The following is a 26,117-nucleotide window of genomic DNA, read 5'->3' on the forward strand; positions in this document are numbered from 1 at the left end:
AGCTAATATATCAGGTTCATCTTCCCAAAAATGGGCGGCCGCTGTCGGACGGTCATAAAATTCGTCACGATTTGCAACGATGATGAGTGGATATGATGGATTGACTTTAAAGGAAAATGCAATTAAACACATAAATGGACCCCCGTAGCTTAAGTAGTAGGCAAGGCTATCCAGCCAAAAAAATCACTGGATCTTACGATATAAACCGCTAAAATCGTGCCTGCCTTGTATGATTTTTTGTAACATTTTGCTGTAATAACGTAAGTTTTTGTCAAATGATAAAAGGGAAAAAGATAGCTCTACACGAATTTTAATTAATATAAACACAAATTGAAAGGACTTTCCACCGATGAATATAAGCAAGTTTTCAATAAAACGCCCGGTTTTTACAATTGTTTCAATGATTTTCGTGCTAATACTCGGCGCAGTTTCATTATTTAAAATACCAGTTACGTTAATACCCGATTTAAATCCGCCGATTGGAGTTGTTGTGACAAGCTATCCGGGTGCAAGTCCTATAGAAGTAAACGAAAAAGTGACAAAACCGCTTGAAGCCTCCCTGGCGACATTGCCGGGGATTAAAAGGGTGCAGTCGACATCGCTGGAAAGTTCAAATTTGATTATATTGGAATTTGATTGGTCTACGAATATGGATGATGTTCAAACGGACATCTTACAGCGTATTGATCTTGTCCCTCTTCCTGAAGATGCGGGCAGGCCGAGCTTTTTGAAGTTTGATCCTTCGCAATTTCCGATTATTCAATTGGCACTGTCGGCAGAAAGTGAAGAAGTCGATATCCGACAAATCGCCGAATCACTTGAACAGGAATTGCAGCGGACTGAAGGGGTAGCCAGTGTAACCGTCTCCGGCGAAATAGTAGAAGAAATACAGATTGAGCTTGATGCGCAGAAGCTTGAACAAAATAACTTAACGCAAAATGATGTTATGCAAATTATCCAGTCGAGTAATATTTCAATGCCGGGTGCAGAGCTAAGTACAAAAGAGAATCAGTTGTTAACAACTCGAGTAGTCAGCTTGTTTACAAGTCCTGAAGAAATAGCGAATGTTGTGCTTTCGGTCAATCCGTTAACAGGTAAAGCAATAAAAGTTCAGGATATAGCAAACGTAGAGCGTAAAGAGCAGGAAACGAACACAATTACAAGGGCCAATGACCAGCAGGCTGTACTAATATCGGTCTTGCAGGAGTCCGGAGCAAATACCGCAAATGTTTCCGAAACTTTTCAGAAGGAGCTCGGACAATTATTAGATGAGCCCCAATATGATGGAATCGAAGCGACCATTTTATTTGACCAGGGGGACTATGTACGATTGGCGATCGGCAATATTAGCTCCTCGCTTATTTTTGGCGGCCTGTTTGCAATGCTTGTGCTTTTCGTCTTTTTATCCGGAATAAAAAGTCCGCTTATTATTGGTATCGCGATTCCTTATTCAGTTATCGTAACGTTTGTGCTTATGTTTTTTGCGGATTTTTCCCTAAACATTATGACATTGGGAGCCCTTGCACTTGGAATCGGGATGCTTGTGGATAATGCGATTGTCGTAATAGAAAATATTGAGCGCCATTTGGAGCTCGGGGAGAATCCGAAAGAAGCAGCAGTTAATGGAACAAAGGAAGTTGCTTTAGCAATTACCGCTTCTACTGTCACGACGATTGCGGTCTTTGTACCGGTCATTTTTATAAGCGGGTTAATCGGACAAATATTTGTAGAGTTCGCATTGACGATTTCATTTAGTTTGATTGCTTCTCTTTTTGTGGCATTAACAGTTGTTCCGATGCTGGCCAGCCGTTTCTTACGTACAAAACCTTCGACCGTAGTGAAGAAGCGTCAGGAATCTTGGCTGTATCGAAATTATTCGAAAGCACTAAAATGGGGTTTAAAGAGACGGGCCCTTATTTTAACAATCACAATCGTCTTGGTAGGTATATCCGGATATACATTATATAAAACAGGTACTGAGTTTTTGCCGCCGACAGATGAAGGGTTTGTTTCCTTGTCCGTCGAGCTTCCAAACAGTGCGACAGTTGAGAAAACAGAACAAATTGTTTCGGAAATCGAGGAGATGGCGAAGGATTATGAAGAAGTTGATGTAGTGGTCAGTTTAATTGGAGGAAATCAGCAATCTTTATCGCGAGGTACTAGTGAACAAAATGAAGGAGAGATTTCAGTTAAGCTCGTTGAATTAGCTGAACGAGACCGCTCCATTTTTGAGTTTGTTGAGAAGTTTGAAAAACAAGTACAGCAGGAGATCGGAGAGCGTGCAGAAGTGAATTTTTCACTGTCATCTTCTTCCGGATCAACACCGAACTCCTTAACATTCCGTGTGACAGACAGCAATGAGCCTCAGCTGAAAAAAACGGTCGCTTCCATCCAGCAACGTGTTGCAAAGATTGATTCTGTTATTGAGGTAACGACTGACTTGGATGAAGTGAAAGAGGAAATTCAAATTGAAGTAAATCGTGATGATGCACTTCAATATGGGTTAATGCCCGCACAAATCGCACAAACCATCAATATGATGACACGAGGCGCATTTACAACGCAGATTATAGCCGAAGATGGTGAAGTACTTGGAGTATATACAGGTTTCGGAAAAGCGTACCGCGAAGATGTAGAAGCACTTAAAACGATGAAGCTTCGAACAAATGCCGGTGTGTTTGTCGAACTGCAGCAGCTGGCAACGATTGAAATAAAAGAAACCCTAACGGCTATTCGGAGATCGGATCAAGCATCGGCCGTTGCAGTATTTGTAAAATACAATACGTCCGAATCCCTTAGCGGCATTTCCCAAAAAGTGGATGAGGCGATTGAAGAAGGCGGTATTCCCGCAACATCGAAAATTGTTTTTGGCGGTGACCGTGAACTATTCGACAGTGCAAAACAAGATATGATTTTGGCCATTCTGCTGGCAGTCATTCTTATTTATCTAGTAATGGGTGCTCAATTCGAATCATTCAAACTGCCGTTTGTTATGATGTTCAGTGTTCCGCTCATGATAATCGGTGTTGCTGTTTCATTATTTGTAACAAATACATTGCTCGGCGTCACAGCCATTATCGGAATCCTTATACTAGTAGGGATTGTCGTGAATAACGGCATTGTGCTAATTGATTATATTAATCAAAAACGACAGCTCGGATTAAATATACACGATGCTATTATTACTGGCGCGCAAGATCGTATGAGACCGATTTTAATGACGGCTCTGACGACTATTTTAGGATTGTTACCATTAGCGTTGGGAATTGGCGAAGGGACAGAAATGAATCAGCCAATGGCGGTTGTCGTTATTGGAGGGCTGATCAGTTCAACAATTCTAACGTTATTTATCGTACCGATCATTTACAGCTTGATTGAAAAGGAAGCAAAACAATAGATCAGTAAGAAGTATCTATAGATCGTTATGTAAAATTTTGATGAATTCTAAAAGAATGGTTTGATTTTTCGTGATGTTATCGGTAAAATAGCAATATAATATTGAATTGAATATCCAATTGACATTTGTCAAAGGGGAGTAGCTATAAGAGATTTAAGTAGCAGCCTGTCGTTTTAGATAAGCGCTATATTTAAATGTACTTACTTCACATTCGTCATTACATGGTTAGGAGCCATCGGGTGTGATAGCATTATGTGCTTAGCAAGACCTTTGCCTATATTACATAGGCAGAGGTCTTTTCTTTTTTGGCTAAAAAGGGTATTTGTTCAAATTTACATTATTAACGCCTAATTTATTGGGTACAAGTAAATAATAAGGAGGAGAAATTTCATGGAAGCAATTTTATTAGAATACGCATGGGTCTTACTTGTATTAGTATTCCTTGAAGGGCTGTTAGCTGCAGATAATGCAGTTGTAATGGCAGTAATGGTTAAACATTTACCGAAAGAACAACAGAAAAAGGCATTATTTTACGGATTATTCGGTGCGTTCGTATTCCGTTTCATCGCACTGTTCCTTATTACGTTCTTAGCGAAATACTGGGAAATTCAAGCGCTTGGTGCGGCTTACCTATTATTCATATCCATAAAACATCTATATGATAATCACTTTAAAAAGCAGGATGAAGATTCGGAAATTAAAGAAGGTAAAGGTTCCGGTTTCTGGATGACAGTGTTAAAAGTAGAGCTGGCGGATATTGCGTTTGCGATCGACTCAATGCTTGCAGCAGTAGCTATTGCCATGACATTACCGCATATTAGTGATTACCATGTTGGCGGAATTAATGCCGGTCCATTTGCTGTTATGTTCCTTGGTGGCTTTATTGGGCTAGTCATTATGCGATTCGCGGCACAAATGTTTGTTAAACTGTTAAACGACTATCCGACATTGGAAACTGCGGCCTTTCTAATTGTAGGTTGGGTAGGTGTCAAATTGGCTGTATTGGCGTTAGGACATGAGAACTTAGCCATTATCGACCCGCATTTCCCTCATTCTACAACATGGAAAACCATTTTCTGGGTCGTGCTCCTTGGACTTGCAGTGGGCGGCTATTTAGTAAGTGTGTACAAAAACAAAAAAGCAAAAGCAGAATAATAAATGATTTAGGAGATACTTCAACTATTAGAAGTATCTTCTTTTCATTTTTCGTGTTATTCATTATACTAGAAAAAATGTAATCAATTATCGGAGGCCAATATATGCCTTTTAAAAAGTTCGAAAAGCGGAAAATCACGCCTTTCCAAATTTTAATCACTTATTATTCTGTAGCCATTCTAATTTCTTTTTTATTGCTGCGTCTTCCTGGGGTACATTTGGAAGGCGTACACGTATCGTTTTTAGATAGTCTGTTTACCGCAGTTAGTGCGGTTAGTGTAACTGGCTTAACGACTGTTACTGTTGCAGAAACCTACAGTAGCTTTGGGCTTGCCATGATTTTGCTGATCCTGCAATTTGGTGCGATCGGGATTATGTCCATCGGTACTTTTTTATGGCTGTTGTTTGGAAAGAAAATCGGTATGCGTGAACGTCAGCTCATCATGATTGACCATAACCAGTATAATTTATCGGGTGTTGTTGCATTAATTCGTCAAATTGCCAAGCTGCTGTTTATGATTGAATTTACAGGTGCCTTTATATTAACGGTTCATTTTAAGCGTTATTTTGCGACATGGGAAGAAGCGGCGATCAATGGAGTGTTTGCGTCAATTTCTGCAACAACCAATGGAGGTTTTGATATTACGGGAATGAGTTTGCTGCCGTTTCACCACGACTATTTCATCCAATTTGTTTGTATGATCTTAATCTTCCTGGGAGCAATCGGTTTTCCTGTATTAATTGAAGTGAAGGCCTATTTAACAAAAAAGGATCCGGCATTTCGCTTTAGCTTATTTACAAAGGTTACGACATTCACGTATGTTGCCTTATTTGTTTTTGGCTCAGTTGTTATTTTCATTATTGAATCTTTCCAGTCGTTTAAAGGGATGCGATGGCATGAGGCGGCGTTTACAGCCATGTTTCAATCGGTTTCCACTAGATCGGCCGGATTAACGACCTTTGACGTAACATCGTTTAATGAGGCAACACAGCTCTTTATGAGTGCGCTAATGTTTATCGGAGCATCACCAAGTTCTGTTGGAGGCGGAATCCGCACAACAACATTTGCGATTGTCATTTTATTTTTGATCGCATTTTCCCGCGGGCAGTCGGAAATTCAAATTTTTAACCGGGAAATTCATGTAATCGATGTATACCGCTCGTTTGCGGTACTGATTTTCGCGATTATTATGGTGCTCGGCGCTGCAATGGTATTGTTTATTACAGAAACGCAGGCAACGATGATGGAAGTCATATTTGAAATTACTTCAGCGTTCGGAACTTGCGGGATGTCGCTTGGTATAACAGGGGACTTAACAGCATTCGGAAAAATGGTCATTATGGTGCTCATGTTTGTAGGGCGTGTAGGACTCATTTCTTTCCTGTATTCAATCGGCGGATCCGCCCAGAAGAAGAAGTACCATTACCCGAAGGAACGGATCATTATTGGATAGTTTTTAAAAGACAAAGCTTTACAGGGTTTTCGAGGGGTTGAAAAGTTATTTGACCCCTTTTAGACCCCTAAGCTCTATAAAAGTATTTCTCCTTTTCGGAATTCATCGGTACCCCCCTTTAAACAGTTTTTCTTCTAAGAGTACAGCAGCTGCACGTGCAGCAGATTTAGTAGCACAATCGATAGGGCAATTGGTAATGAGCAAATTGTGGAGGAACTGCTTATCCCTTTAATATGTATAAATAAACTGCTATTAGATAAATGAAGATATAGAAGGAGGCGCTAATTCTATATATTGCTGTAGAGAAACCTTTATCATTTCTTAAGAAAAACAATGCTGTAACTGAAAATATTACTATTAGGATATAGTAAGGACTATATGTCAGTTTCGAAAGTAAAGTTGTTAAAGTTTGTTCAGTTATATCAGCCATAATTACCTCCAAATAAGGATAAGAATTATTTAATTCTATCAATAGTGCATTTAGTTGCCAATGGTAAATGTAGGCGTCTTAATAGGGGAATTCCTGTTCAATTCGAACAAACTATTCAGTAAAGAAAGGATGATTTTTGGGTATACTGCCTAAACACCAAGCAGTAGGCGCCTTGAATAATCTATATGTTTTTAATGAATAATTTGAACAGAATAAGTAGAAAACATTTGCATAGAGGGGGAGATCGTGTGAGTGAATTAGAAAAATACGAAAAGTTAAGATTACACATAAAACAACAGGTTACAGATATAGAAAAAAGTCTTGATTCATTAGGAATCGCAGAAAAATTGGCTAAACAAATGGAACTTATCTTTTTAGATCAAATGCTAGATAAAATGAAACAATTAGATGACGAAGAATGAGTAACCTTGAGAATTTCCGGCAGTAAAAAAGATGGGAGACCCCATCCAAAAATACTACTTATTTAGTTTATTATCTATACTTCTAAGAACTCGTAACTTTTCTTTCTGTATTTTAAGAATTCTAAGCAAAAACCAAATTACAAATATGCATGGAGCTATGTAGAAAAATAAACTTAATATCGGTAATAAAGCGATTAACGATTCCATTAATAAGGTCTCCTTCTTTTTTGTGAGTACACATAAAAAAAGACTCAAGCCTAAGCTCAAGTCAGCAAAACTATACAAGCTCATTATAGCACATGGGTTTGTATAGTTCTAAAAAATTACGAAAAACAGTAAAGGATGAGAATAAGATGAAAAACTCAAGAAATGCCATGGCGTGATTCATCTGTTCGGATTTCATGAACCCTTCTGTCACTAAGTTATACCAATTAACTTACTTTATCGATTTTTTTATTTGCTCTAATTCATTAATTAGATAATCTAGCTGTTTTTGCATATCTTTTGAATGGGGTAGCGTTGAACCTGTTTTTTGAGGATCTGGGTTACTTTTTTTTTCTAATGCTTCCAATGCAAGACCGGCAGCAATCGCAGCTATTCCATCACCTAGTGTTGCGATGGATGCACCTATAAAAGCAAGCCTAGCAATTTGGATTTCTTGTGAATCTGGAGATTGTTCCGATTTTTTTTTGGCATTCACTTAAATATCCTCCTGACTAAAAAAGAATGATTCTAACTGCATAATATGTATTTTTTAAATAAGAGTGAGTATAGAAATAACGAAATCGCTCATTGATGTCTAAGAAGAGAATAGACGAAGTTAGAATATAAACAGAAAACACTTAATTCGCGCGTTAATACGGATTATTGGGTAAGTATTTTAAGCAATACGCAAAAACGTCCATTTCCTTTGAGGGAATGGGCGTTCTTTAATTTATTTAAGCACAGCTATTTTTCTTGCAATGTGAGAATCATCAGTCTGTAAATAGTAAAAACTCCTATATATGCACCGGAAATTAAAAAGAGTTCATTTATAAATAGACCATGGATTTTTGTCATAAATACAGCATCGTCAATAATGATCTGATAAATGGAAGTTGACGCAATACTGCCGAAAATAATGACAAAAATAACAGCGAGTATATTGAAAACAAGAGCTGATTTACTGATTTTCTTTCTTAACACAACCATAATAAGCGGAACAACAATGCTTGAAATAACCAATAATATTTTCAAAAATAGCACTCCTTTCATGTTATTTGAATTATGCCCTCTTTTTTGGGGTATAAAACGAGTAGGCTGACTGCAGCTCTGTTTAACCATGTTGGCGGAATATATAATAGCCAAATGGTTAATTTATAGAATGGAGGTGATATATATGGAAAGAAAGAAAGGGAATGACCGACAAAACATGAAAGAAGAGGTTGGACCAGAATTAAACCCTGATGATTTGGATCTTCGTGAAGACAACGATTTAACAGAAGAACAATATAAAAATAGTCCGGAAAAAAAGCTAACGGATTCTAAATCGAAGAACAAATAAGTTTTCAGTTCACAAAAAAACGCTGCTACTCTATTTTAAGAGTTTGCAGCGTTTTTGAATTAATTGAATGTGCTGAAGTAGGGCTGTTGTCCATTGCGGAAGTATGTGAATAAATATCCCGTTTTCTTTTTTGGTGCACCGACTTCGTAATTTTGTAAATCGATGTGGAACGGAATAATTAAAGAATGCTTGAATAATTCGCGTTCAGTAATCTGCATTGCTTCAAATTCCTTGCCTACAAGAGACGGGTTTTCTTTAATACGTGCATAGACATCTTTCATCTCACCTTCAGAAAGACGATCATTCCACCAAAGTTTACGCGGCTGGAACTGCTGATCTTTCAGGAAGTCGTATTTCATTAAGCTTGTAATCATTTTTAAGTCGGCATGCTCGACCGTTTGAAGGAACTCAAGTAAACGGCGGAATAAATCTTCAAGCTGATGCCCGATACGTGACCAGCCTTTTGTTTCCCAGTATGTGCCGAAGCTTTGGAAGAAGTCGAATGGCGTTTCAAATACTTTTGTTACTAAATATTCAATTGTATTATCCATACGATGTGCATTCCAATACTTTTCCAGTACGTCTTCCGCATGTTTGATACGGACAATATCATCAAAAGTTAATACATTATTTGAGAAAATTTCATATGGCGAAATATCAACATATGTGTAGCCGTACTTTTCGGCCTCCAATCGTAAACCTGTCCCGCGCAGCAATTTCAGGAAGCCAAGTTGCAGCTCTTCTGGGCGCATCGCAAACACATCATTAAATGTTTTACGGAATGATGCATAATCCTCTTCTGGCAATCCGGCAATTAAATCCAAATGCTGATCGATTTTGCCGCCTTCTTTTACCATCGTGACAGTACGAGTAAGCTTTTCGAAGTTTTGACGACGTTTTACAAGGTCGTTCGTTAAGTCATTCGTTGACTGGACACCGATTTCAAAACGGAACAGCCCTTTAGGTGCATTGTCATTTAAAAATTGGATGACTTCAGGACGCATAATATCTGCCGTAATTTCGAATTGGAATACGACACCCGGCTGATGTTCATCAATTAAAAACTGGAACATTTCCATCGCGTAGCTGCGACTAATATTAAAAGTACGGTCTACGAATTTAATCGTTTTTGCCCCGTTGTTCATTAAGTAGCGAATATCTTCTTTAATCTTCTCTCGGTTGAAATAACGAACACCTACTTCAATAGAAGATAAGCAGAATTGACAGCTAAACGGACAGCCACGGCTTGTTTCAATATATTGAATCCGTTTACCTAAGTGAGGTAAATCTTCTTCAAACCGGAAAGGGGTAGCAATTTCCCGCAAATCAATTTTAGGTGGCTGTGCATGGATTTTTAATTTGCCTTCTTCTAAATAGCAAATGCCCGGCACTTTTTCGAGAGGAATCTCACCATTGAAGTGGCGAATTATTTCTTTAAATGAAACTTCACCTTCACCCATAATTATGAAGTCAATTTCTTCATGTTTGCGAACCCATTCATGGACATCATAGGAAACTTCCGGACCGCCTAATACAATTTTAACATTGGGCAAAACCGTTTTTAGCATACGAATTACCGCAATCGTCTCATTAATATTCCAAATATAACAGCTGAATCCGACAACATCCGGTTTCTTTTGGAAAATGTCGGATACGATGTTGAAAGCTGGGTCTTTAATTGTATATTCAGCAAGCTCACAGTCGAATTCAGGCAGTGCTGCTGCTTTTAAATAGCGAATCGCTAAATTAGTATGAATATATTTTGCATTGAGTGTACTTAATATAATTTTCATAATTTTATTCTCCTCTTCATAAAGTCTATTGTAGCAGTGTAAACAGCTACAAACAATATGGGAGAATCTACCCATTTTATTCCAAATAGTAATGTGAAATAATATACGGTAAGTATACAATTCTGAAAATTCTATAATATTTGAAATTGGGGGTAATATGTGTAGTGGAAGGCCAATTGAATTATATGTTAGAAGAGCTTTTTCAACAATCCAAGGAACAAATCATTATATTGAACCGCCAAGGTAAAATTGAATTTATGAATAGTAAGGCGGAAGAAATATTGCAATCAGTCCATTTACCAAAGTGCTTTTGGGAAAGTGCGGATAAACTTAGTGGTGAGTGGGAGCGATTTTTAAGTTCTGTAAATGAAAATTCAACATCTACTGCTACTTTTACATTAATAAATAAATACCATCAGAAAATACCGGTTCAAGTTTGGGGTCATTTTCTAGAACATAAACAACTGATCTTTACTCGGATACAAGTAAACCCTTCCAATGTCATTTCATTTGAAGAAAAAAGTAAAACACTTATGTTTCAAAATTTAATAGATGGAATGGCACAAGGTGTAATATTAACGATGTTGAACGGAAAGATTATTTCAGGTAATGCAATGGCATTACATTTACTTGATCGAAAAGCTGCTCAAATAGAAAATCGAAGCTATGATTATCTATTTGAAGATTGCCAGTATGATTCCCAAGTCATCACTCAATATTATAAGAAGATTTCAAACAGGGAAATGGCCAGTATTTTTGTTATGAGAAAAACTGAAGATGGAAATACGGTCTATTTGAATTTTATTAGCAAAGTAGATGAAAATTTAGGCATATTAGTCACAACGATTATTGATCAAACAGAAGAGATGATGCTGCTGAAAAGAATTGAGCATCAGCAATCTTTATCGTTTATTGGTCAAAATATTGCATCGATTGCCCATGAAATACGCAATCCTATGACATCGATCCAAGGTTTTATTCAGATGATTAAAAGCAGTTTAAATGAGCAGGAATATCCTTACTTTAAAATTCTGGAATCCGAATTAAAGCGTATGGATGATTTGCTAGGAGATCTTCTGAATATTTCTAAACCAAAGACACAAGTATTTCAAATGCTTGATATGAAGGAAGTTATAGACCAGTCAATTCAGCGTATGCAGCCTCTAGCAATGAAATCAAATGCTATGATTTTGTTTGAATATGACGAAAAAGTAGAGTACCTGATTAATGGGGACTATAATCGCCTGATGCAGATGATCATTAATCTGCTGAAAAATGCAATCGAAGCTCTAGATACGAATAATTACATTGTCGTACGTTTACTTAACCGAGGCAAAAATACGCTTCATCTTTCAGTAGAGGATAGCGGAAAAGGGATGACTGCGGTCGATATTGAAAACGCATTAAATCCTTTTTATACGACAAAAGAAACTGGATCTGGATTGGGATTAATGCTTGTACAATCTGTCATTAAAGAACATAACGGGACTCTTCAAATTGAAAGTGAGCAAGGTGCAGGATCTAAGTTTTTAATTGATTTTGATTTACGAAATGAAATTGAATATTTAAATTCTTCTCCTTCTTATTCAATGAGAGTGGCTAGAATGGCGGCAATTTCGAAGTGATTTTGACAAAACTTCCAATCCATCGCTATAATATGTACATCTTCAATAAGCAGATTTCGCGAACAATTGCTGAAATCTGAAGAATTCAGTGTAAGAGCACTGCTTCCGACTGAGTACCTATCTCACGTTGGCTAAGCTTCTTGCAGATGTCACAGATTATTTAAAGGGAATTTAAAGAGGAAGTTAGCCTAAAAGTGTTCAGTATGGACAACAGCTGACAGTCCCATCTAGTGGGTCTCCTTAAATCCTTTGCAATTACGCACACGTAATTGATCATTTAAAATAGAGGATGGTTTTTATGGCTTCAGAGGAAGTAAAGCAATCGTTAAAATTATTTATCGTTTTATCAAGAGCGCATAAAGCGATAAATGAAGCTACGAATCAATTTATACAAGCAAATGGTTTGAATCCTACAGAATTCGCGGTTTTAGAACTTTTATATCATAAAGGTCGTCAACCCCTGCAGCAAATCGGGAACAAAATTTTATTAGCGAGCGGATCAATTACTTACGTAGTTGATAAGTTGGAAAAACGGAATTTCTTAACACGTGTTTCATGTCCAACCGATCGTCGCGTCACATACGCGGAAATTACCGATCTTGGTTCCGAGTTTATGGACAAGCTGTTTCCAGAGCATGAACAGAAAATTCATGAACTTTTAGGGGCATTATCGGTTGAAGAAAAACAGACAGCAATTGAGCTATTAAAAAAATTAGGATTATCTATTAAAGATTTATCCTATTAAACAAGAAAAGGACGCCTCCTAATTTACGGGCGTCCTTTTTGGTAATTATTGAATTGTTAAGCCCATTTGTAAAAAGGCGTCAGTTAAGTCCGCTTGGATACTATCGTAAATTGTTAACGTAACAAACAGATTTTCTCGTTCAATTACAACTTTTACAATCTTTTCATCCTCTAATAAAGCCTCATATCCAACAATATTTAAAATTTCCTTACGCTCTGACAAAGTTGAAGATAAATCCAGATCTTTCGTGCTTTCAGGTGCAATGGCAGAAATTGTTTCCTTTGCAGATTCTTTTAGCTGATCAAAAGTTACATCTTCTTTTTTCACTACTTCAATCTGCATTGATGTAGCTTCATCAGCATTATTTAATAAACTGTCGACACCTGGTTCTTCTGATGTAAGTGTATAGTTTTCTAAATGCTGAATCGTGTAATTCATTTCATCACTTGTTGAAGTTACTACTTTTTCTTCAAATGTCTGGCCATTTGAAATGTAAGTCAATGTAGTATTATCAGCTTTATCTTCTTGTTCAGCTTTTGTTTCTTCAGATGGCTCAGTAGCTTCTTCTTCTTTTGGTTCTGATGAAGAGTCATCCGTTTCGTTTGTCTCATTCGTCTCGTTTGTTTCTTGCTGTTCTTCGTTTTGCACTTGTTCTGTTTCGGTAGGTTCTTCTTTTGATGCATTTGTTGTTGTAGGCTCGTCTGTATCAGTATTACAAGCTGCCAAAAATGCAGATAAAATAACTACGGCACCGACTTGATAAATTGTTTTCTTCATATGGATCCCCCTTTTACATGTATAGACGGAATTTAGAAAGATAAGTTTCTGCTTTAATTGTATCAGAATAATGGTAAAACTAAAAATAATAGTAAAACAAAGACAATATGGGTAACGATAATTAACGGTAAACTTTTTTTCCATTCATATAACGCTCCCCAAAGAATACCAGCAACAATAGCTGCGAGAGCACCTGGCAGAAACCCGCTGATAGCGAGAGACAGTGAAAACAGCATTGAAGTAATTACGACAGCCCAGAAAGGCGATGTGAATTGTTTTAATTGCTGCTGAACATAACCTCGCCAGAACATTTCTTCCCCTACGGCTACTATAAAAATGAGCATTAAGTAATGGAAAATATTTTGAGGTCCATATATATCCAAAAACTGCGTTATATCCTTTGCAGCGTTTTTATCGAGATAAGGCATTAACATATAACCGAGTTTTACAATACCATACGTAATTGTCCCGTACCCAATACCGTAAATCAAATATTGCCATGTTGGGATTCGGTCTTCAAATTTACCTGCCACTAAACTGATTGCAATTCCAACTAGTAATGTAAAGGCATATAAATACCAGAAAATCGATTTTTCATAAAATGTAAAAAACATCATGCTGAAAATAAAAACTAATGCCAGAAGGAGTGTAATGATTTGTTTTCTGTTTTTCAATAGCTTCAACCTCCCCTTACGTATCGTAACAAAAATTACCCTTTTTATCATCATATCAATGTTAAAAAGGGTAATTTGCATTAAATTATTCGTTATTAGCTAATATTTTATACCGTTTGTGATTAACAACTGTTTTTTCTTCCATTTCTAAATCATGAAAATTATCCATAATCGTTATATCAACGATGACGGAATTCTCATTCACTTTTTCAACGACTCCTTTTAAGCCGTCTTTAAACTCGATTATATTTCCAACTTCCGCAATTTTCATACACAGTCAGTCCCTTCATCGACTACTAATTAACAGTTTGCTTGAAATTATACTACAAAATTCAATTAGTTTGAATAATTTTATTAATTTGCTAGGTTTTATTTGGAATATATTTTCGATTAAGAGTTTGATATATTGGATTTATACATATAAAAAATGGAAAGAGGGATCCATATGACAGACTATAAAAATATTCTCGATCAGTTGCGTCATGGTGAATTACAATCTGTGATTATAAAAAAAGAGGAATTTCTTCAGTTTCGCGAACACCTTATTAAAGATGAACAATTTAAAAACTTCCGTGGTGAGGCGAAACAAGGCGGGGATGTAATTTATACATTTTCCGAAAATTCAAGATCTTAAATAGTGTCGAATTTTGAATAATGATTATTTTGTAAAAAGATTACAATATGGGTATAATAATGGTAATGGACTAAAAAAAGGAGGTAACAAATTGGGTAGACCTATCTCGAATGAGGCACTACTTTTGGAAATTGAAGAAAAGCGTAAACAAATGATTCAATCGGGTTTAGAGAATGGTTTACGAAGTGACAAAACGCTCCAGCTAAGCGTCCAAGTAGACAATCTAATGAATGCTTTTAATCAATCGAGAAGTGCACATCTGTTTTATAAACATTAAATTAAAAAAATTATAAATTTTATGTTTAAAACAGTGATGAGAAGGGAAGAGTAATTTTGAACACAGCAACATTCTCATTTCCCCCTTTAGAGTAGAAGCGGACCAACGCTACTGCTCTCTTTTTTTATATATGCACGAAATTTAAATTTATTCATTCAACTCCTTTAAATATTCCTAAAAAAATTCTCCAATTGATGAACTTGTCCAAGTATAAAATTATCCTAATTAATGAAGATAAATATATTTAATTTTGAATTGTTGAAATAAACTGACATTGAAGTTCTCTCTGATTTTGTTAAAATAAAAGAAAATACTAAAGGGGCATACATATGGAATCGAAAAAAATAGGGTTTATCGGTACTGGCGTAATGGGGGCTAGCATTGTTATACATTTGCTGAATGCCGGACATGAAGTAACAATTTATACAAGAACGAAAAGCAAAGCTGCGGATCTTATTGCTGCAGGCGCGAATTGGGCGGAAACACCAGCACAAGCAAGTAAAGAGCAGGATATTATCTTTACGATGGTTGGCTATCCAAAAGATGTCGAAGAAGTTTATATTGGTGAGAACGGTATTTTCTCGGTAGCGAAAAAAGGTGCGATTGTCATCGATATGACGACGTCCGAACCGACGCTTGCGAAAAAGCTTTATCACGAAGCAAGTGAGCGTGGATTGCGTAGTCTCGACGCACCTGTATCAGGAGGAGACATCGGAGCGAAAAATGGTACATTATCGCTTATGGTTGGGGGCGACAAAGAGGTATTTGAAAAAATGCAGCCGATTTTCGAACTGTTTGGACAAAATATTGTTTACCAAGGAGTTGCAGGCAGCGGGCAACATACGAAAATGTGTAATCAGATTGCAATTGCATCAGGCATGATTGGTGTTTGCGAGTCGATGGCTTATGGTTTAAAAGCAGGACTAGCGATGGAAGAAGTTCTTCGTTCGATAACAGCAGGGGCAGCAGGGTCATGGTCGCTATCCAATCTTGCTCCGCGTATGCTGAAGGGAAATCTAGAGCCGGGCTTTTACATTAAACATATTATTAAAGATATGAAGATTGCGCTTGATGAAGCGGAGCGCATGAATCTCCAGCTACCAGGCTTAACTTTGGCGAAATCTATGTACGATCAGTTACTTGCAGAAGGCTATGGGGATAATGGGACACAAGCATTAATCAAGTATTATGAATGAGTACAAAGGGTATAATAATAGATAGTAGATAAATAGTTCTTATGATACAATGGGATTATTGTAAGCGTGGCAGTTTGGAAGGAGAGGCATGTAGTGGAAAATCAGAAAGGGATTTTACTAGAAAGTGGAACAAATGAGCTTGAAATTGTTGAATTTGAGGTGGCGAATAATAAGTTCGGTATAAATGTAATTAAAGTAAAAGAGATTATTCAGCCAATACCAGTGACATTTATTCCACATGTACATCCACATGTTGAAGGCATAATTCAATTGCGTGGGGAAGTATTGCCGGTTGTAGATATGTTGAAAGTATTAGGCATACCTACAGAAAACCGAAACCCGCAGCAAAAATATATTGTGGCGGAATTTAATAAGCAACGTGTTGTGTTCCATGTGGATAATGTTACACAAATTCACCGTATTTCCTGGGATCAGATTGAAAAACCTTCAGATATGTATCAGGGTGGATCATCACAGGTGATTGGCGTAATCAAGTCTCAAGATGAAATGATTTTACTACTGGACTTTGAACGAATCATGGTTGACATTAATCCTGAATCTAGTATTAGTGTGGATGCTGTTAAGAAACTTGGCAAGCGTGAACGCACTGAAAAGAAAGTCATTATTGCAGAAGATTCACCGTTATTACGTAAACTGCTGTTCGATACGATGATTGAAGCAGGCTATGTGAATACGGAGTTCTTCGAAAACGGCCGTGATGCATACGAATATTTGGAAGCGCTGGCGAAAGCAGATAAACAAATTGAAAAACATGTACAGCTAGTTATTACAGATATTGAAATGCCACAAATGGACGGACACCATTTAACTAAGAAAATTAAATCACATCCTGATCTGCAAAAGCTTCCGGTCATAATTTTTTCTAGTCTGATTACTGATGATTTACGCCATAAAGGCGAACAGGTAGGAGCGGAAGAGCAAATTTCGAAACCGGAAATTGCAGAGCTGATTTTACGCATGGATAAGTTGATTCTGTAAAAAATTATCTAATAATTGATGCATTGTTTTAAAATGTATAAAATAATGTCAAAGCCGGATACTTGAAAAAGTTATTCCGGCTTTTTTTAAATTAAAAAGGTAATCACTGAAAAAAATGTAGTGCAACTTTTCTTGAAAACGCTAAAAAGAGGGTAAAAGAATACAAAGGTATTCAGAAGGAAGTGAAGCGTATTATGAAAAAAATTAAGACAGCCATTATCGATATTGGTTCTAACACGATTAGACTTGTACTATACTCCTATAATAAAAATGAAGGGCTAAGGGAATTCGGAAATATTAAAACCGTAGCCCGCCTGCGCACATATTTACTGCCTAATGGTGAAATGTCCGAAGAGGGCATTCAGCTATTGGCTGAGACATTAAAATCATTCCGCTTAATATTGGCCGATTATCATGTAACAGACGTAAAAGCGGCTGCTACTGCTGCAGTACGTCAAGCAATCAATAATGATGAGATTATTACCCGTATGAAAGAAGAAACAGGTATTCTTATTGATATTTTAACGGAAGAAGAAGAAGCATATTACGGATTTGTTGCAGTTGCCCATTCAATGGAAACCCCATCTGCAGTGACGATTGATATTGGAGGTGGTTCGACTGAAATTACGTTATTCATCAATAAAAAGCTCCAAAAAACAATCAGCTTTCCATTTGGTACAGTTTCCTTAAAGCAAAAGTTCGTAAGCGGTACGATTATTAATAAAAGTGAGCGTGAGAAGCTGCGTGCGTTTGTAAAGGAACAATTTAGCTCATTGAAATGGATAGTTGATATGGAATTACCGGTTATTGCAATCGGGGGAAGCGCACGTAATATTGCCCAAGTTCATCAGCAAAAAATAGGCTATCCACTGTCTGGTGTACATCAATATGAAATGAAGGTGAATGACTTACAACAACTGTGCGACTATTTGACAGAATTTTCGTACGATAACTTAAGACAGCTAGATGGTCTTTCTTCAGACCGGGCCGATATTATTGTTCCGGCATTGGAAGTTTTTATGGCGCTCCTGTCTACTGTAAATTCAAATTCTTTTCAGGTCAGTAAAAAGGGGTTACGGGAAGGGCTCATTATTAGCCGTGTCTTGCAAGGGAATCCTCAAGCCTATGACAAATACAATGTTTTTGAAGAAAGTGGCCGGCAGCTAGCATTAGCCTATGGACGTACGGAAGAGGAAGTACAAACACTGGAATCATTGACAGAACAATTATACCGGGCCTGTATTAATTTAAAGCTATTTGAATATAGTGAAACAGATTTACAGCTATTAAAGAAAGCCGCAAAAGTTTATGGGATCGGAGAATATATCGAGCTGGATTCGTCCAGCCAGCACACATTTTATTTAGTTTCCAATCAATCAATACCAGGCATGTCCCATATTAATCGGGTTAAACTGGCATTGCTGGCATCATATAAAAACCGTGATTACTTTTTGCGTTTTGCACGGCCGTTTGATTCTTGGATTTCAAAAGAAGAATTTAAAAAGCTGCGCGATTTTGGCGCGATTTTGAAATTTGTTTACGCCTTGAATATGACGAAGCGCAATGTCGTTAAAAATGTTGCGATTGAAAAAGTTAATAACCAATTTCACATAGAAGTACTGACTTCTGAGCGGGCAATAGCTGAAATGGCTCAGGCGGAAAAACAGAAAAAGCATATCGAACGCGTTTTCAAAGGCGATGTAAAACTTGAGTTCAAGGAAGAAAGGCAGGGGTGATATGACAATGAATATGGAAAAGAATTCTTTCATTAATCCGGAGCATGAAGATTTTGACAATAGTCCGGATTTTAGCATCGAGTTGCATGAAGAAATTGCTAAGCCGCAGTATTACAACAACCGCGAACTGAGCTGGCTCGCATTTAATGAACGAGTATTGGAAGAAGCGGAAGATACAAATAACCCGTTGTTGGAACGGATGAAGTTTTTGGCAATATTCAGTTCCAATTTAGATGAATTTTTCATGGTCCGGGTTGCGGGTTTGCAAGATCAAATTCGGGCCGGGTATCATAAGCCTGAAAATAAGTCCGGTCTAACACCAAAAGAGCAGCTTGCTAAAATTGCTGAACGTACTCAAGCATTAGTGAGACGTCAAACGGAAGTGTATCGCCATTTAGTGCATGAGCTTTTACCAAAAGAACATGTGCATATTCTTGATTTAAAAATGCTGAATGAGCAAGAAAAAATTTATATCAATGAATTTTTTGAAGAAACGATATTTCCTGTCCTTACCCCTGTAGCGGTTGACGCCTATCGTCCGTTTCCCACGTTGTTGGGACGTACACTCAACTTGTTTGTCATGCTGGAAAACAGCAGTGAGGATATGGAAAACAATATGGATAAAGTAGCAATTGTCCAAGTGCCGTCCGTATTGAACCGATTTATTAAAATACCGTCAAATGGAAAGAAGACGTTGTTCGTATTATTGGAAGATGTCATTTCAAGTAATATCGACCGTTTATTTTTAGGCTATAAAGTGAAATCGACACAAGCATTCCGGTTAACGCGAAATGCAGATTTGACCATTCATGAGGAAGGCGCACAAGACCTGTTAGTGGAAATCGAAAAGGAACTGAAAAAGCGTAAATGGGGCGTCGGTTCACGTTTGGAAGTACGTGACGGTGAGATGAATGATGATGTGCTGGATTATTTACTGGATGAATTTGAACTGGGAGAGTCCGATGTTTTCAAAATTGATGGCCCGCTCGACTTAACGGCAATGTTCGGTTTTGTAAAAGAGATTTCGGTAGGACGAGAACATCTGGAGTATGAAAGTTTTATTCCGCAGCCTCCCCATGATTTACAGTCAGACGAAAATATTTTTGAAAAAGCGTTAACCCAAGATATATTTTTCCATCATCCATACGAATCATTTGGACCGATTGTCGATTTTATCGCAGAAGCAGCGGAAGATCCGAGCGTTTTGGCAATTAAGCAAACGCTATACAGGGTAAGTGGTAATTCGCCGATTATTCAAGCATTAAAGCAGGCGGCGGAAAACGGTAAACAGGTGACAGTTTTAGTAGAGTTAAAAGCACGTTTTGATGAGGAAAATAATGTACACTGGGCCAAACAGCTTGAACAAGCAGGTTGCCTTGTCATTTATGGAATGAATAATCTGAAAACACATTCAAAAATTACACTTGTCGTCCGTCGATGCAACGGAAAAATTGAACGCTTTGTTCATTTGGGGACGGGCAATTACAATGATGCTACTGCAAAAATCTATACGGATATGGGGATTATTACATCTCATAAGGAATTTGGCATTGATGCGACAAACTTCTTCAATTATTTAAGCGGCTATACGGAAAAACCCGAATTCCACCATATTGTCGTCGCGCCATTTGATATTCGCGATGAATTCCTTGATCTAATCGATAAGGAAATTGCATTACATAAAAAATATGGAAACGGGTTTATCCGGGCAAAAATGAATTCTTTAACCGACAAGGATTTAATGATGAAACTTTATGAGGCTTCGATTGCAGGTGTGAAAATCGAGCTGATTATTCGTGGTATTTGCTGTCTGCGTCCAGGCATCCCGGGAATTTCCGAAAATATAACCGTATTGAGCATCGTTGGCCGTTTCCTTGAGCACTCCCGTATTTTCTGGTTCCATCATAATGGGGAGGATAATCTATATTTATCTTCTGCAGATATGATGACCCGGAATATGATTAAACGTGTGGAAATACTGTTTCCGATCTATTCGCCGGAAATAAAATACCGGATCCAGCGCATTATGCTGCTCCAAATTAAAGATAATCAAAAAGTACGCATCCAGGATTCAAATGGAAAATACCACTATAAAGAAGGCCATCATAGTGATGTCCGAATTAACAGTCAGGAAATCTTTCTAGCCGAATCACTCGGTCCGATTATGGAAGAATAGTAGAAGAAATTAAGCTATGGACAAAATGTTCATAGCTTTTTAAATTTGATGGGGGGGATTTATTAGAACAATTGTGAAGGTTATTAGAATAAAGAACCGTGATATTAGAAACTTTGAAGATGGTATTGGAACAAAGCACATACATTTTAGAACATGTTGAAGATATATTAGAACATCGTAATTTTATTAGAATAAGTAAATTTATATTAGATGATTTGACGATATATTAGAAAATCATAATTCATTGCTCACTCCATTTCTCTTAAACAAAGAAAACATACTGCATAAACAGTAAAATACTGCATAAAACAGAAAAATTTATATTTTAGTATTTATTTCTTCTCTATTATAGTAAACTCTAATTATGAATGGCTGTTCATTTTATAAGCAAAGGGGATGGATGAAATGTTACAAGGCAAGACGATTATTATTACGGGCGGCTCTAGCGGGATGGGGCTCGGTATGGCAAAGCACTTCGTGAAAGAAGGGGCAAATGTTGTGATCACGGGGCGTGACTTGGAGCGTTTAGCCAATGCAAAGAAGGAAATAGAGGAATTTGGTTCTTCAATCGAAACATTTCAAATGGATGTTCGCGAACCGGAACATGCACAGGCAATGGTTGCGTTTGCAGCTGAAAAATTCAGGCAAGTAGACGGCTTAGTGAACAATGCGGCAGGAAACTTTTTAGTGCATGCAGAAAAATTATCGCCGAACGGATGGAAGGCTGTAATTGATATTGTGTTGAATGGTACATTTTATTGTACTTCCGCAATTGGTCGTTATTGGATTGAGAATGGCATAAAGGGTTCGATTATCAATATGGTGGCTACATATGCTTGGGGTGCAGGAGCTGGTGTCATTCATTCAGCTGCCGCAAAAGCCGGGGTGCTCTCGTTGACACGTTCGCTTGCGGTTGAATGGGGCGGCCAATATGGAATTCGTGTAAATGCCATTGCACCAGGACCAATTGAGCGTACAGGCGGGGCAGATAAACTATGGGAATCGGAAGAACAAGCGAAACGTACATTGGATTCTGTACCATTAAAGCGTCTTGGAACACCTGAGGAAATAGCAGATCTAGCGGTATTTATGCTGTCGGATAAGGCAAGCTATTTAAATGGGGAATGCATTACTTTAGATGGCGGACAATGGCTAAATCAGCACCCATTTTAACTTTTTCAAAGGATATTAAAAAGAATAAATTCCAAATTATTGCTGCATACTATCGCTAACTGTTAAAAGGAGGCGATCACAATCGGAATATGGCTTTATCCAACGATTTTCGTTGTCATCATACTAAGTTTTATAGGCTATTATTTAACGGTACGTGTTGGACATAATATAGAAGGGAGCGGTCAGGAACGTGATTCGGAAGTGCCTGAAGAAATTCAGGAGCATCCTTTCCTGCTCAATCCAATTATTTTATCGTATGCAGTTTTTGGCACATTTACAGGTATCATTATTTTTTATTATTGGGCAAGAGGTTACTGAAATTAATGCATAATGGGACGAATCTTCTCGTCTTATTATGCTTTTTCTTTTCCAATCCTAGGCGCATTCATAGTCATAAAAATGATCCATATGGTATGATAGAGATTAGAGAAACTGTTTTGTCGAAAGACAGGGCAAAGAATAACGGCAGTAATTTTTCAGTTTATTTTAGTATGGTACTGCCCGTTATTAGCGGGATAAAGGAGTAGAATGTCATGATTTCAACGAACAACAGAGCTTTACTAGATATGCCTATAAAAGATTTTATTATTTCATCTGAGAAGGTCGCCCATGTACAAAGTGGCAATAACGCTGAACATGCATTATTAGTTTTAACAAAAACAGGGTATTCTTCTATTCCAGTTCTGGATGTAAAGTATCGTTTAAAAGGTTTATTAAGTACCAAAATGATAACGGAGTCTATTTTAGGCTTAGAGCGAATTGAATATGATAGATTAGCAGACATTCGTGTGGATGAGGTCATGAATCAGGAAGTTGTGTATTTAAAAATTACGGATACATTCCAACGTGCACTCGATCTAGTAATTAACCATGCCTTTTTATGTGTAGTCGATGAAGAAGGCACATTTGTCGGTATTATGACACGAAGAATTATTCTAAAACAATTAAAGAAATATATTTACCAGCAAAACGCTTAAAATAAAAGTCGACAAAGTCCTAAAGGGATTTTGTCGTTTTTTTAACCGTTTGTTCGGAAAGGAAGGGTTGTCAGTGACAGCAACAGAGGCAGAAATTATTAAAGTGTTGGCAGAAGAGAGAAATATGCGAAAAGCGGCAGAGCGCCTTTTTTTAACGCAGCCAGCACTGTCACAGCGACTTCAGTCAATTGAAAAAGAATGGGGCGTTCAAATATTTATCCGTTCCCAAAAAGGATTAACCCCAACGCCTGCAGGTGAACTGGTCATTCAATATTCGAATGATTTGATTGTAAAGCGGGAGGAAATTTTTGAAACGATTCACTCGCTGAATACAAAAGTGCACGGTACATTAAAAATTGCCTGTGCATCGATTGTCGGTCAAAACTGGCTGCCAAAAGTATTGAAAGACTATGTAACGAAATATCCGGATACGAAAATTTCATTAATTACTGGATGGAGCTCTGAAATCATAAAAGCCCTTTATGATGGGGAAGCGCATATTGGTATTGTCCGCGGACAGGCAGAATGGAAAGGTAAAAAAATTCATTTGTTCCGCGATACGATGTATTTAGTGGATAAGGAAATCCAGGATATGGAAGATATATTGACATCAGACCGCCCGTTTATCCAATTTAAAAGCGATTCGAATTATTACCAGGAAATCCAGCAATGGTGGCAACGTCATTTCAACTACAATCCAAAACATCAAATCATTGTAGATCAAATTGAAACTTGTAAGCAAATGGCTGTAAATGGTATCGGCTATGCAATTTTACCTTCAATTACATTGAACGGTGAAGAAAATGTTCATAAAATCCCTTTGGCCAATAATGGAAATGATGACGGTTTAACACGGGATACATGGCTGATCGGATATGAATCAACATTCGAATTACGCCAAGTCGAAGCTTTTGTCGATTTAGTACAAGACCATGCACGCTGTCTGTATGATTATTCAAGTGAAAACAACTAAAAAAATAGTTTTAATATTACTGAAAATTTAGTACAATTATTCATGTTAAAAAATCTAACACGCAGCGAGGTGTCATATGGAAAAATTAAATGCACAACAAATTATTGATTTTATTTCAGAAGCAAAAAAGGTAACACCAGTAAAAGTTTATGTAAAGGGAATTGGTGTTGCGGATTTATCATTTGGTACCGAAAGCAAAGTGTTTGGTGAAGGAAACAATGCGGTAGTGTTTGGCGAATGGTCCGAAATTGTAGCATCATTAGAAAAATATGCAGACCTTATCGAAGACTATGTAGTAGAAAGTGATCGTCGTAATTCAGGCGTACCGCTTTTAGATACGAAAAAAATAAATGCACGTATTGAACCAGGTGCAATTATCCGTGATCAAGTTACAATCGGTGACAATGCAGTAATTATGATGGGTGCCATTATTAATATTGGTGCAGAAATTGGTGCAAAATCAATGATTGATATGGGCGCGGTACTAGGTGGTCGTGCAACAGTAGGAGCAAACTGCCATATCGGTGCAGGAACTGTTCTTGCAGGGGTAGTAGAGCCACCGAGTGCGTTACCGGTTGTTGTAGAAGATGATGTTGTCATCGGTGCAAATGCCGTAGTATTGGAAGGTGTTCGCATCGGTAAAGGTGCAGTAGTAGCAGCCGGAGCAATCGTTATTAAAGACGTTGAACCATATACAGTCGTAGCAGGCGTACCAGCTCGTCAAATTAAAGTATTAGATGAAAAAACAAAGTCGAAAACAGAAATTATCGATTCACTGCGTAACTTATAAAAAGGCGGGAACGACATGAGGCATCTTATTGAAGTAAGACGAGACCTACATAAAATTCCTGAAGTAGGCTTTAATGAATTTAAAACACAAAGCTATTTACTCCAGTTTATTTCAAATCTGGATCAGCAATATTTGAAAACAACGACTTGGAAAACAGGAATTGTTGTATATATACAAGGAACAAACCCGTCAAAGCTGATTGGTTGGCGTACCGATATAGATGCTCTACCTGTACAAGAAGAGACGGGACTCCCATTTGAATCGGAGTATGCCGGATTTATGCATGCTTGCGGACATGATTGTCATATGTCCATTGCGCTTGGACTTGTCGAGCAGTTTTCAAAACAGCCGCCTGTTCAAAATGTCGTTGTTTATTTTCAGCCAGCCGAGGAAGGTCCAGGCGGGGCAGAACCGATGCTGGAATGGCTAAAAGCAGAACAGCCTCATCTTATTGCAGATGAACTCTATGCACTTCATATCGCTCCGGAATATCCGGTAGGTACAATTGCAACGAGACCGGGGCTTCTGTTTGCCAATACTTCCGAGCTGTTTATTGATTTGAAAGGGATTGGCGGTCATGCAGCCTACCCTCATAAAACAAGGGATATGACGATTGCGGCGGCCAATTTAGTGATGCAGCTGCAAACAATTATTAGCCGGAATGTCAATCCAATGGATAGTGCAGTCATTACAATCGGGAAAATGACTTCTGGTACAGTTCAGAATGTCATTGCAGAAAATGGACGTCTTGAAGGAACGATCCGAACGTTGAATGCACAGGCAATGGCAGAAGTAAAACGTCGTATTGAAGCAATATGCAAAGGAATAGAAGCCGCATTTGAATGCTCTATCGCTATTGATTACGGCTCAATGTATTATGAGGTAAATAATGATGCTAATTGTGCCAATGCCTTGCTGGAGTTTGCTGAACAGTTTGAAGGGACAACCGCTTATGAATGTCCTGCTGCAATGACAGGTGAAGACTTCGGTTATTTCATCAAGGATTTGCCAGGTGCGATGTTCTGGACAGGAGCCAATTCAAATTACGGACTCCACCATGCTAAAATGGCACCGGACGAATCACTCATTCCTCTAAATTGCCGCTTCGTCGAACAATTTATCCGCCAGCTGGTCTGATATAAGAAAAAAAAGCTATCCAATAAATTTTGGA

General features: G+C 37.7%; 25 protein-coding genes. 18 read left to right on the forward strand and 7 right to left on the reverse strand.

Translation table 11 applies throughout. The features are described 5' to 3' along the window. Positions 1-132 (reverse strand): NRDE family protein (locus tag ABS917_RS00005; RefSeq protein ID WP_350477459.1); only part of this gene is annotated, 132 nt, incomplete at its 3' end. A gap of 217 nt (positions 133-349) precedes the next feature. On the opposite strand from ABS917_RS00005, the gene ABS917_RS00010 reads away from it, so the two are divergent. The 4 genes from ABS917_RS00010 to ABS917_RS00025 all read left to right on the forward strand — a co-directional run bounded on the left by ABS917_RS00010 (position 350) and on the right by ABS917_RS00025 (position 6,858). Further along, the gene (locus ABS917_RS00010; RefSeq protein WP_350477110.1) at positions 350-3,397 is read left to right on the forward strand and encodes an efflux RND transporter permease subunit; all 3,048 of its coding nucleotides are present in this window, start codon (positions 350-352) and stop codon (positions 3,395-3,397) included. A gap of 390 nt (positions 3,398-3,787) precedes the next feature. Further along, positions 3,788-4,552 carry a TerC family protein gene (locus tag ABS917_RS00015; RefSeq protein ID WP_350477111.1) on the forward strand — a complete coding sequence of 255 codons (765 nt, stop codon included), beginning with the start codon at positions 3,788-3,790 and terminating at the stop codon, positions 4,550-4,552. Between the two features lie 104 nt (positions 4,553-4,656). Beyond that, entirely contained in the window at positions 4,657-6,006 is a 1,350-nt protein-coding gene (locus ABS917_RS00020) for a TrkH family potassium uptake protein (protein ID WP_350477112.1), read from the forward strand. Between the two features lie 678 nt (positions 6,007-6,684). Further along, positions 6,685-6,858, forward strand: a complete 174-nt coding sequence (locus tag ABS917_RS00025; protein WP_350477113.1) for a hypothetical protein — start codon at positions 6,685-6,687, stop codon at positions 6,856-6,858. 436 nt (positions 6,859-7,294) lie between these two features. On the opposite strand, the gene ABS917_RS00030 is transcribed toward ABS917_RS00025, so the two are convergent. Then, a complete protein-coding gene (locus tag ABS917_RS00030) occupies positions 7,295-7,558 on the reverse strand; it encodes a translation initiation factor 2 (protein ID WP_350477114.1) in 264 nt (87 codons plus the stop codon). 248 nt (positions 7,559-7,806) lie between these two features. Beyond that, a complete protein-coding gene (locus ABS917_RS00035) occupies positions 7,807-8,094 on the reverse strand; it encodes a transposase (protein WP_350477115.1) in 288 nt (95 codons plus the stop codon). 142 nt (positions 8,095-8,236) lie between these two features. Here ABS917_RS00035 and ABS917_RS00040 point away from each other — a divergent pair, with 142 nt between their 5' ends. Continuing rightward, a complete protein-coding gene (locus tag ABS917_RS00040) occupies positions 8,237-8,401 on the forward strand; it encodes a hypothetical protein (protein ID WP_350477116.1) in 165 nt (54 codons plus the stop codon). Between the two features lie 59 nt (positions 8,402-8,460). Here the strand turns inward: ABS917_RS00040 and ABS917_RS00045 are convergent, their stop codons facing one another. Then, complete coding sequence (locus tag ABS917_RS00045; RefSeq protein WP_350477117.1) at positions 8,461-10,194, reverse strand: B12-binding domain-containing radical SAM protein; 1,734 nt, start codon at positions 10,192-10,194, stop codon at positions 8,461-8,463. A gap of 164 nt (positions 10,195-10,358) precedes the next feature. Here ABS917_RS00045 and ABS917_RS00050 point away from each other — a divergent pair, with 164 nt between their 5' ends. Both ABS917_RS00050 and ABS917_RS00055 read left to right on the forward strand, forming a co-directional pair. Beyond that, positions 10,359-11,819, forward strand: coding sequence for an ATP-binding protein (locus tag ABS917_RS00050; RefSeq protein ID WP_350477118.1), 1,461 nt, complete (start codon positions 10,359-10,361; stop codon positions 11,817-11,819). Positions 11,820-12,117: 298 nt separating this feature from the next. Beyond that, on the forward strand, positions 12,118-12,564 hold the full coding sequence (locus ABS917_RS00055; RefSeq protein ID WP_350477119.1) for a MarR family winged helix-turn-helix transcriptional regulator: 447 nt from the start codon (positions 12,118-12,120) through the stop codon (positions 12,562-12,564). Between the two features lie 45 nt (positions 12,565-12,609). On the opposite strand, the gene ABS917_RS00060 is transcribed toward ABS917_RS00055, so the two are convergent. The 3 genes from ABS917_RS00060 to ABS917_RS00070 all read right to left on the reverse strand — a co-directional run bounded on the left by ABS917_RS00060 (position 12,610) and on the right by ABS917_RS00070 (position 14,286). Next, positions 12,610-13,341: a chemotaxis protein gene (locus ABS917_RS00060; RefSeq protein WP_350477120.1), complete on the reverse strand. Its 732-nt coding sequence runs from the start codon at positions 13,339-13,341 to the stop codon at positions 12,610-12,612. Positions 13,342-13,403: 62 nt separating this feature from the next. Beyond that, positions 13,404-14,015, reverse strand: coding sequence for a CPBP family intramembrane glutamic endopeptidase (locus tag ABS917_RS00065; RefSeq protein WP_350477121.1), 612 nt, complete (start codon positions 14,013-14,015; stop codon positions 13,404-13,406). A gap of 85 nt (positions 14,016-14,100) precedes the next feature. Beyond that, positions 14,101-14,286 carry a YkvS family protein gene (locus ABS917_RS00070; protein ID WP_008403508.1) on the reverse strand — a complete coding sequence of 62 codons (186 nt, stop codon included), beginning with the start codon at positions 14,284-14,286 and terminating at the stop codon, positions 14,101-14,103. Positions 14,287-14,460: 174 nt separating this feature from the next. On the opposite strand from ABS917_RS00070, the gene ABS917_RS00075 reads away from it, so the two are divergent. The 11 genes from ABS917_RS00075 to ABS917_RS00125 all read left to right on the forward strand — a co-directional run bounded on the left by ABS917_RS00075 (position 14,461) and on the right by ABS917_RS00125 (position 26,083). Beyond that, complete coding sequence (locus ABS917_RS00075; protein WP_350477122.1) at positions 14,461-14,649, forward strand: hypothetical protein; 189 nt, start codon at positions 14,461-14,463, stop codon at positions 14,647-14,649. 91 nt (positions 14,650-14,740) lie between these two features. Continuing rightward, entirely contained in the window at positions 14,741-14,926 is a 186-nt protein-coding gene (locus ABS917_RS00080) for an aspartyl-phosphate phosphatase Spo0E family protein (RefSeq protein WP_079524861.1), read from the forward strand. Between the two features lie 329 nt (positions 14,927-15,255). After that, positions 15,256-16,122: an NAD(P)-dependent oxidoreductase gene (locus tag ABS917_RS00085; protein WP_350477123.1), complete on the forward strand. Its 867-nt coding sequence runs from the start codon at positions 15,256-15,258 to the stop codon at positions 16,120-16,122. A 93-nt stretch (positions 16,123-16,215) separates the two neighbouring features. After that, positions 16,216-17,121, forward strand: coding sequence for a chemotaxis protein (locus ABS917_RS00090; protein WP_350477124.1), 906 nt, complete (start codon positions 16,216-16,218; stop codon positions 17,119-17,121). 194 nt (positions 17,122-17,315) lie between these two features. Next, complete coding sequence (locus ABS917_RS00095) at positions 17,316-18,857, forward strand: Ppx/GppA phosphatase family protein (RefSeq protein ID WP_350477125.1); 1,542 nt, start codon at positions 17,316-17,318, stop codon at positions 18,855-18,857. Position 18,858: 1 nt separating this feature from the next. Continuing rightward, on the forward strand, positions 18,859-21,033 hold the full coding sequence (locus tag ABS917_RS00100; RefSeq protein ID WP_350477126.1) for an RNA degradosome polyphosphate kinase: 2,175 nt from the start codon (positions 18,859-18,861) through the stop codon (positions 21,031-21,033). A gap of 405 nt (positions 21,034-21,438) precedes the next feature. Then, positions 21,439-22,206 carry a 2,4-dienoyl-CoA reductase gene (fadH, locus tag ABS917_RS00105; RefSeq protein ID WP_350477127.1) on the forward strand — a complete coding sequence of 256 codons (768 nt, stop codon included), beginning with the start codon at positions 21,439-21,441 and terminating at the stop codon, positions 22,204-22,206. A 533-nt stretch (positions 22,207-22,739) separates the two neighbouring features. Continuing rightward, positions 22,740-23,183, forward strand: coding sequence for a cyclic-di-AMP-binding protein CbpB (gene cbpB, locus ABS917_RS00110; RefSeq protein WP_079524871.1), 444 nt, complete (start codon positions 22,740-22,742; stop codon positions 23,181-23,183). 73 nt (positions 23,184-23,256) lie between these two features. Next, positions 23,257-24,156, forward strand: a complete 900-nt coding sequence (locus tag ABS917_RS00115; protein WP_350477128.1) for a transcriptional regulator CcpC — start codon at positions 23,257-23,259, stop codon at positions 24,154-24,156. 76 nt (positions 24,157-24,232) lie between these two features. Beyond that, on the forward strand, positions 24,233-24,946 hold the full coding sequence (dapD, locus tag ABS917_RS00120; protein WP_350477129.1) for a 2,3,4,5-tetrahydropyridine-2,6-dicarboxylate N-acetyltransferase: 714 nt from the start codon (positions 24,233-24,235) through the stop codon (positions 24,944-24,946). A 15-nt stretch (positions 24,947-24,961) separates the two neighbouring features. Further along, complete coding sequence (locus ABS917_RS00125; protein ID WP_350477130.1) at positions 24,962-26,083, forward strand: N-acetyldiaminopimelate deacetylase; 1,122 nt, start codon at positions 24,962-24,964, stop codon at positions 26,081-26,083. The last annotated feature ends 34 nt before the right edge of the window (positions 26,084-26,117 follow it).

Origin of the sequence: Solibacillus sp. (genome assembly GCF_040273735.1) — a bacterium.
Lineage (GTDB): Bacteria > Bacillota > Bacilli > Bacillales_A > Planococcaceae > Solibacillus.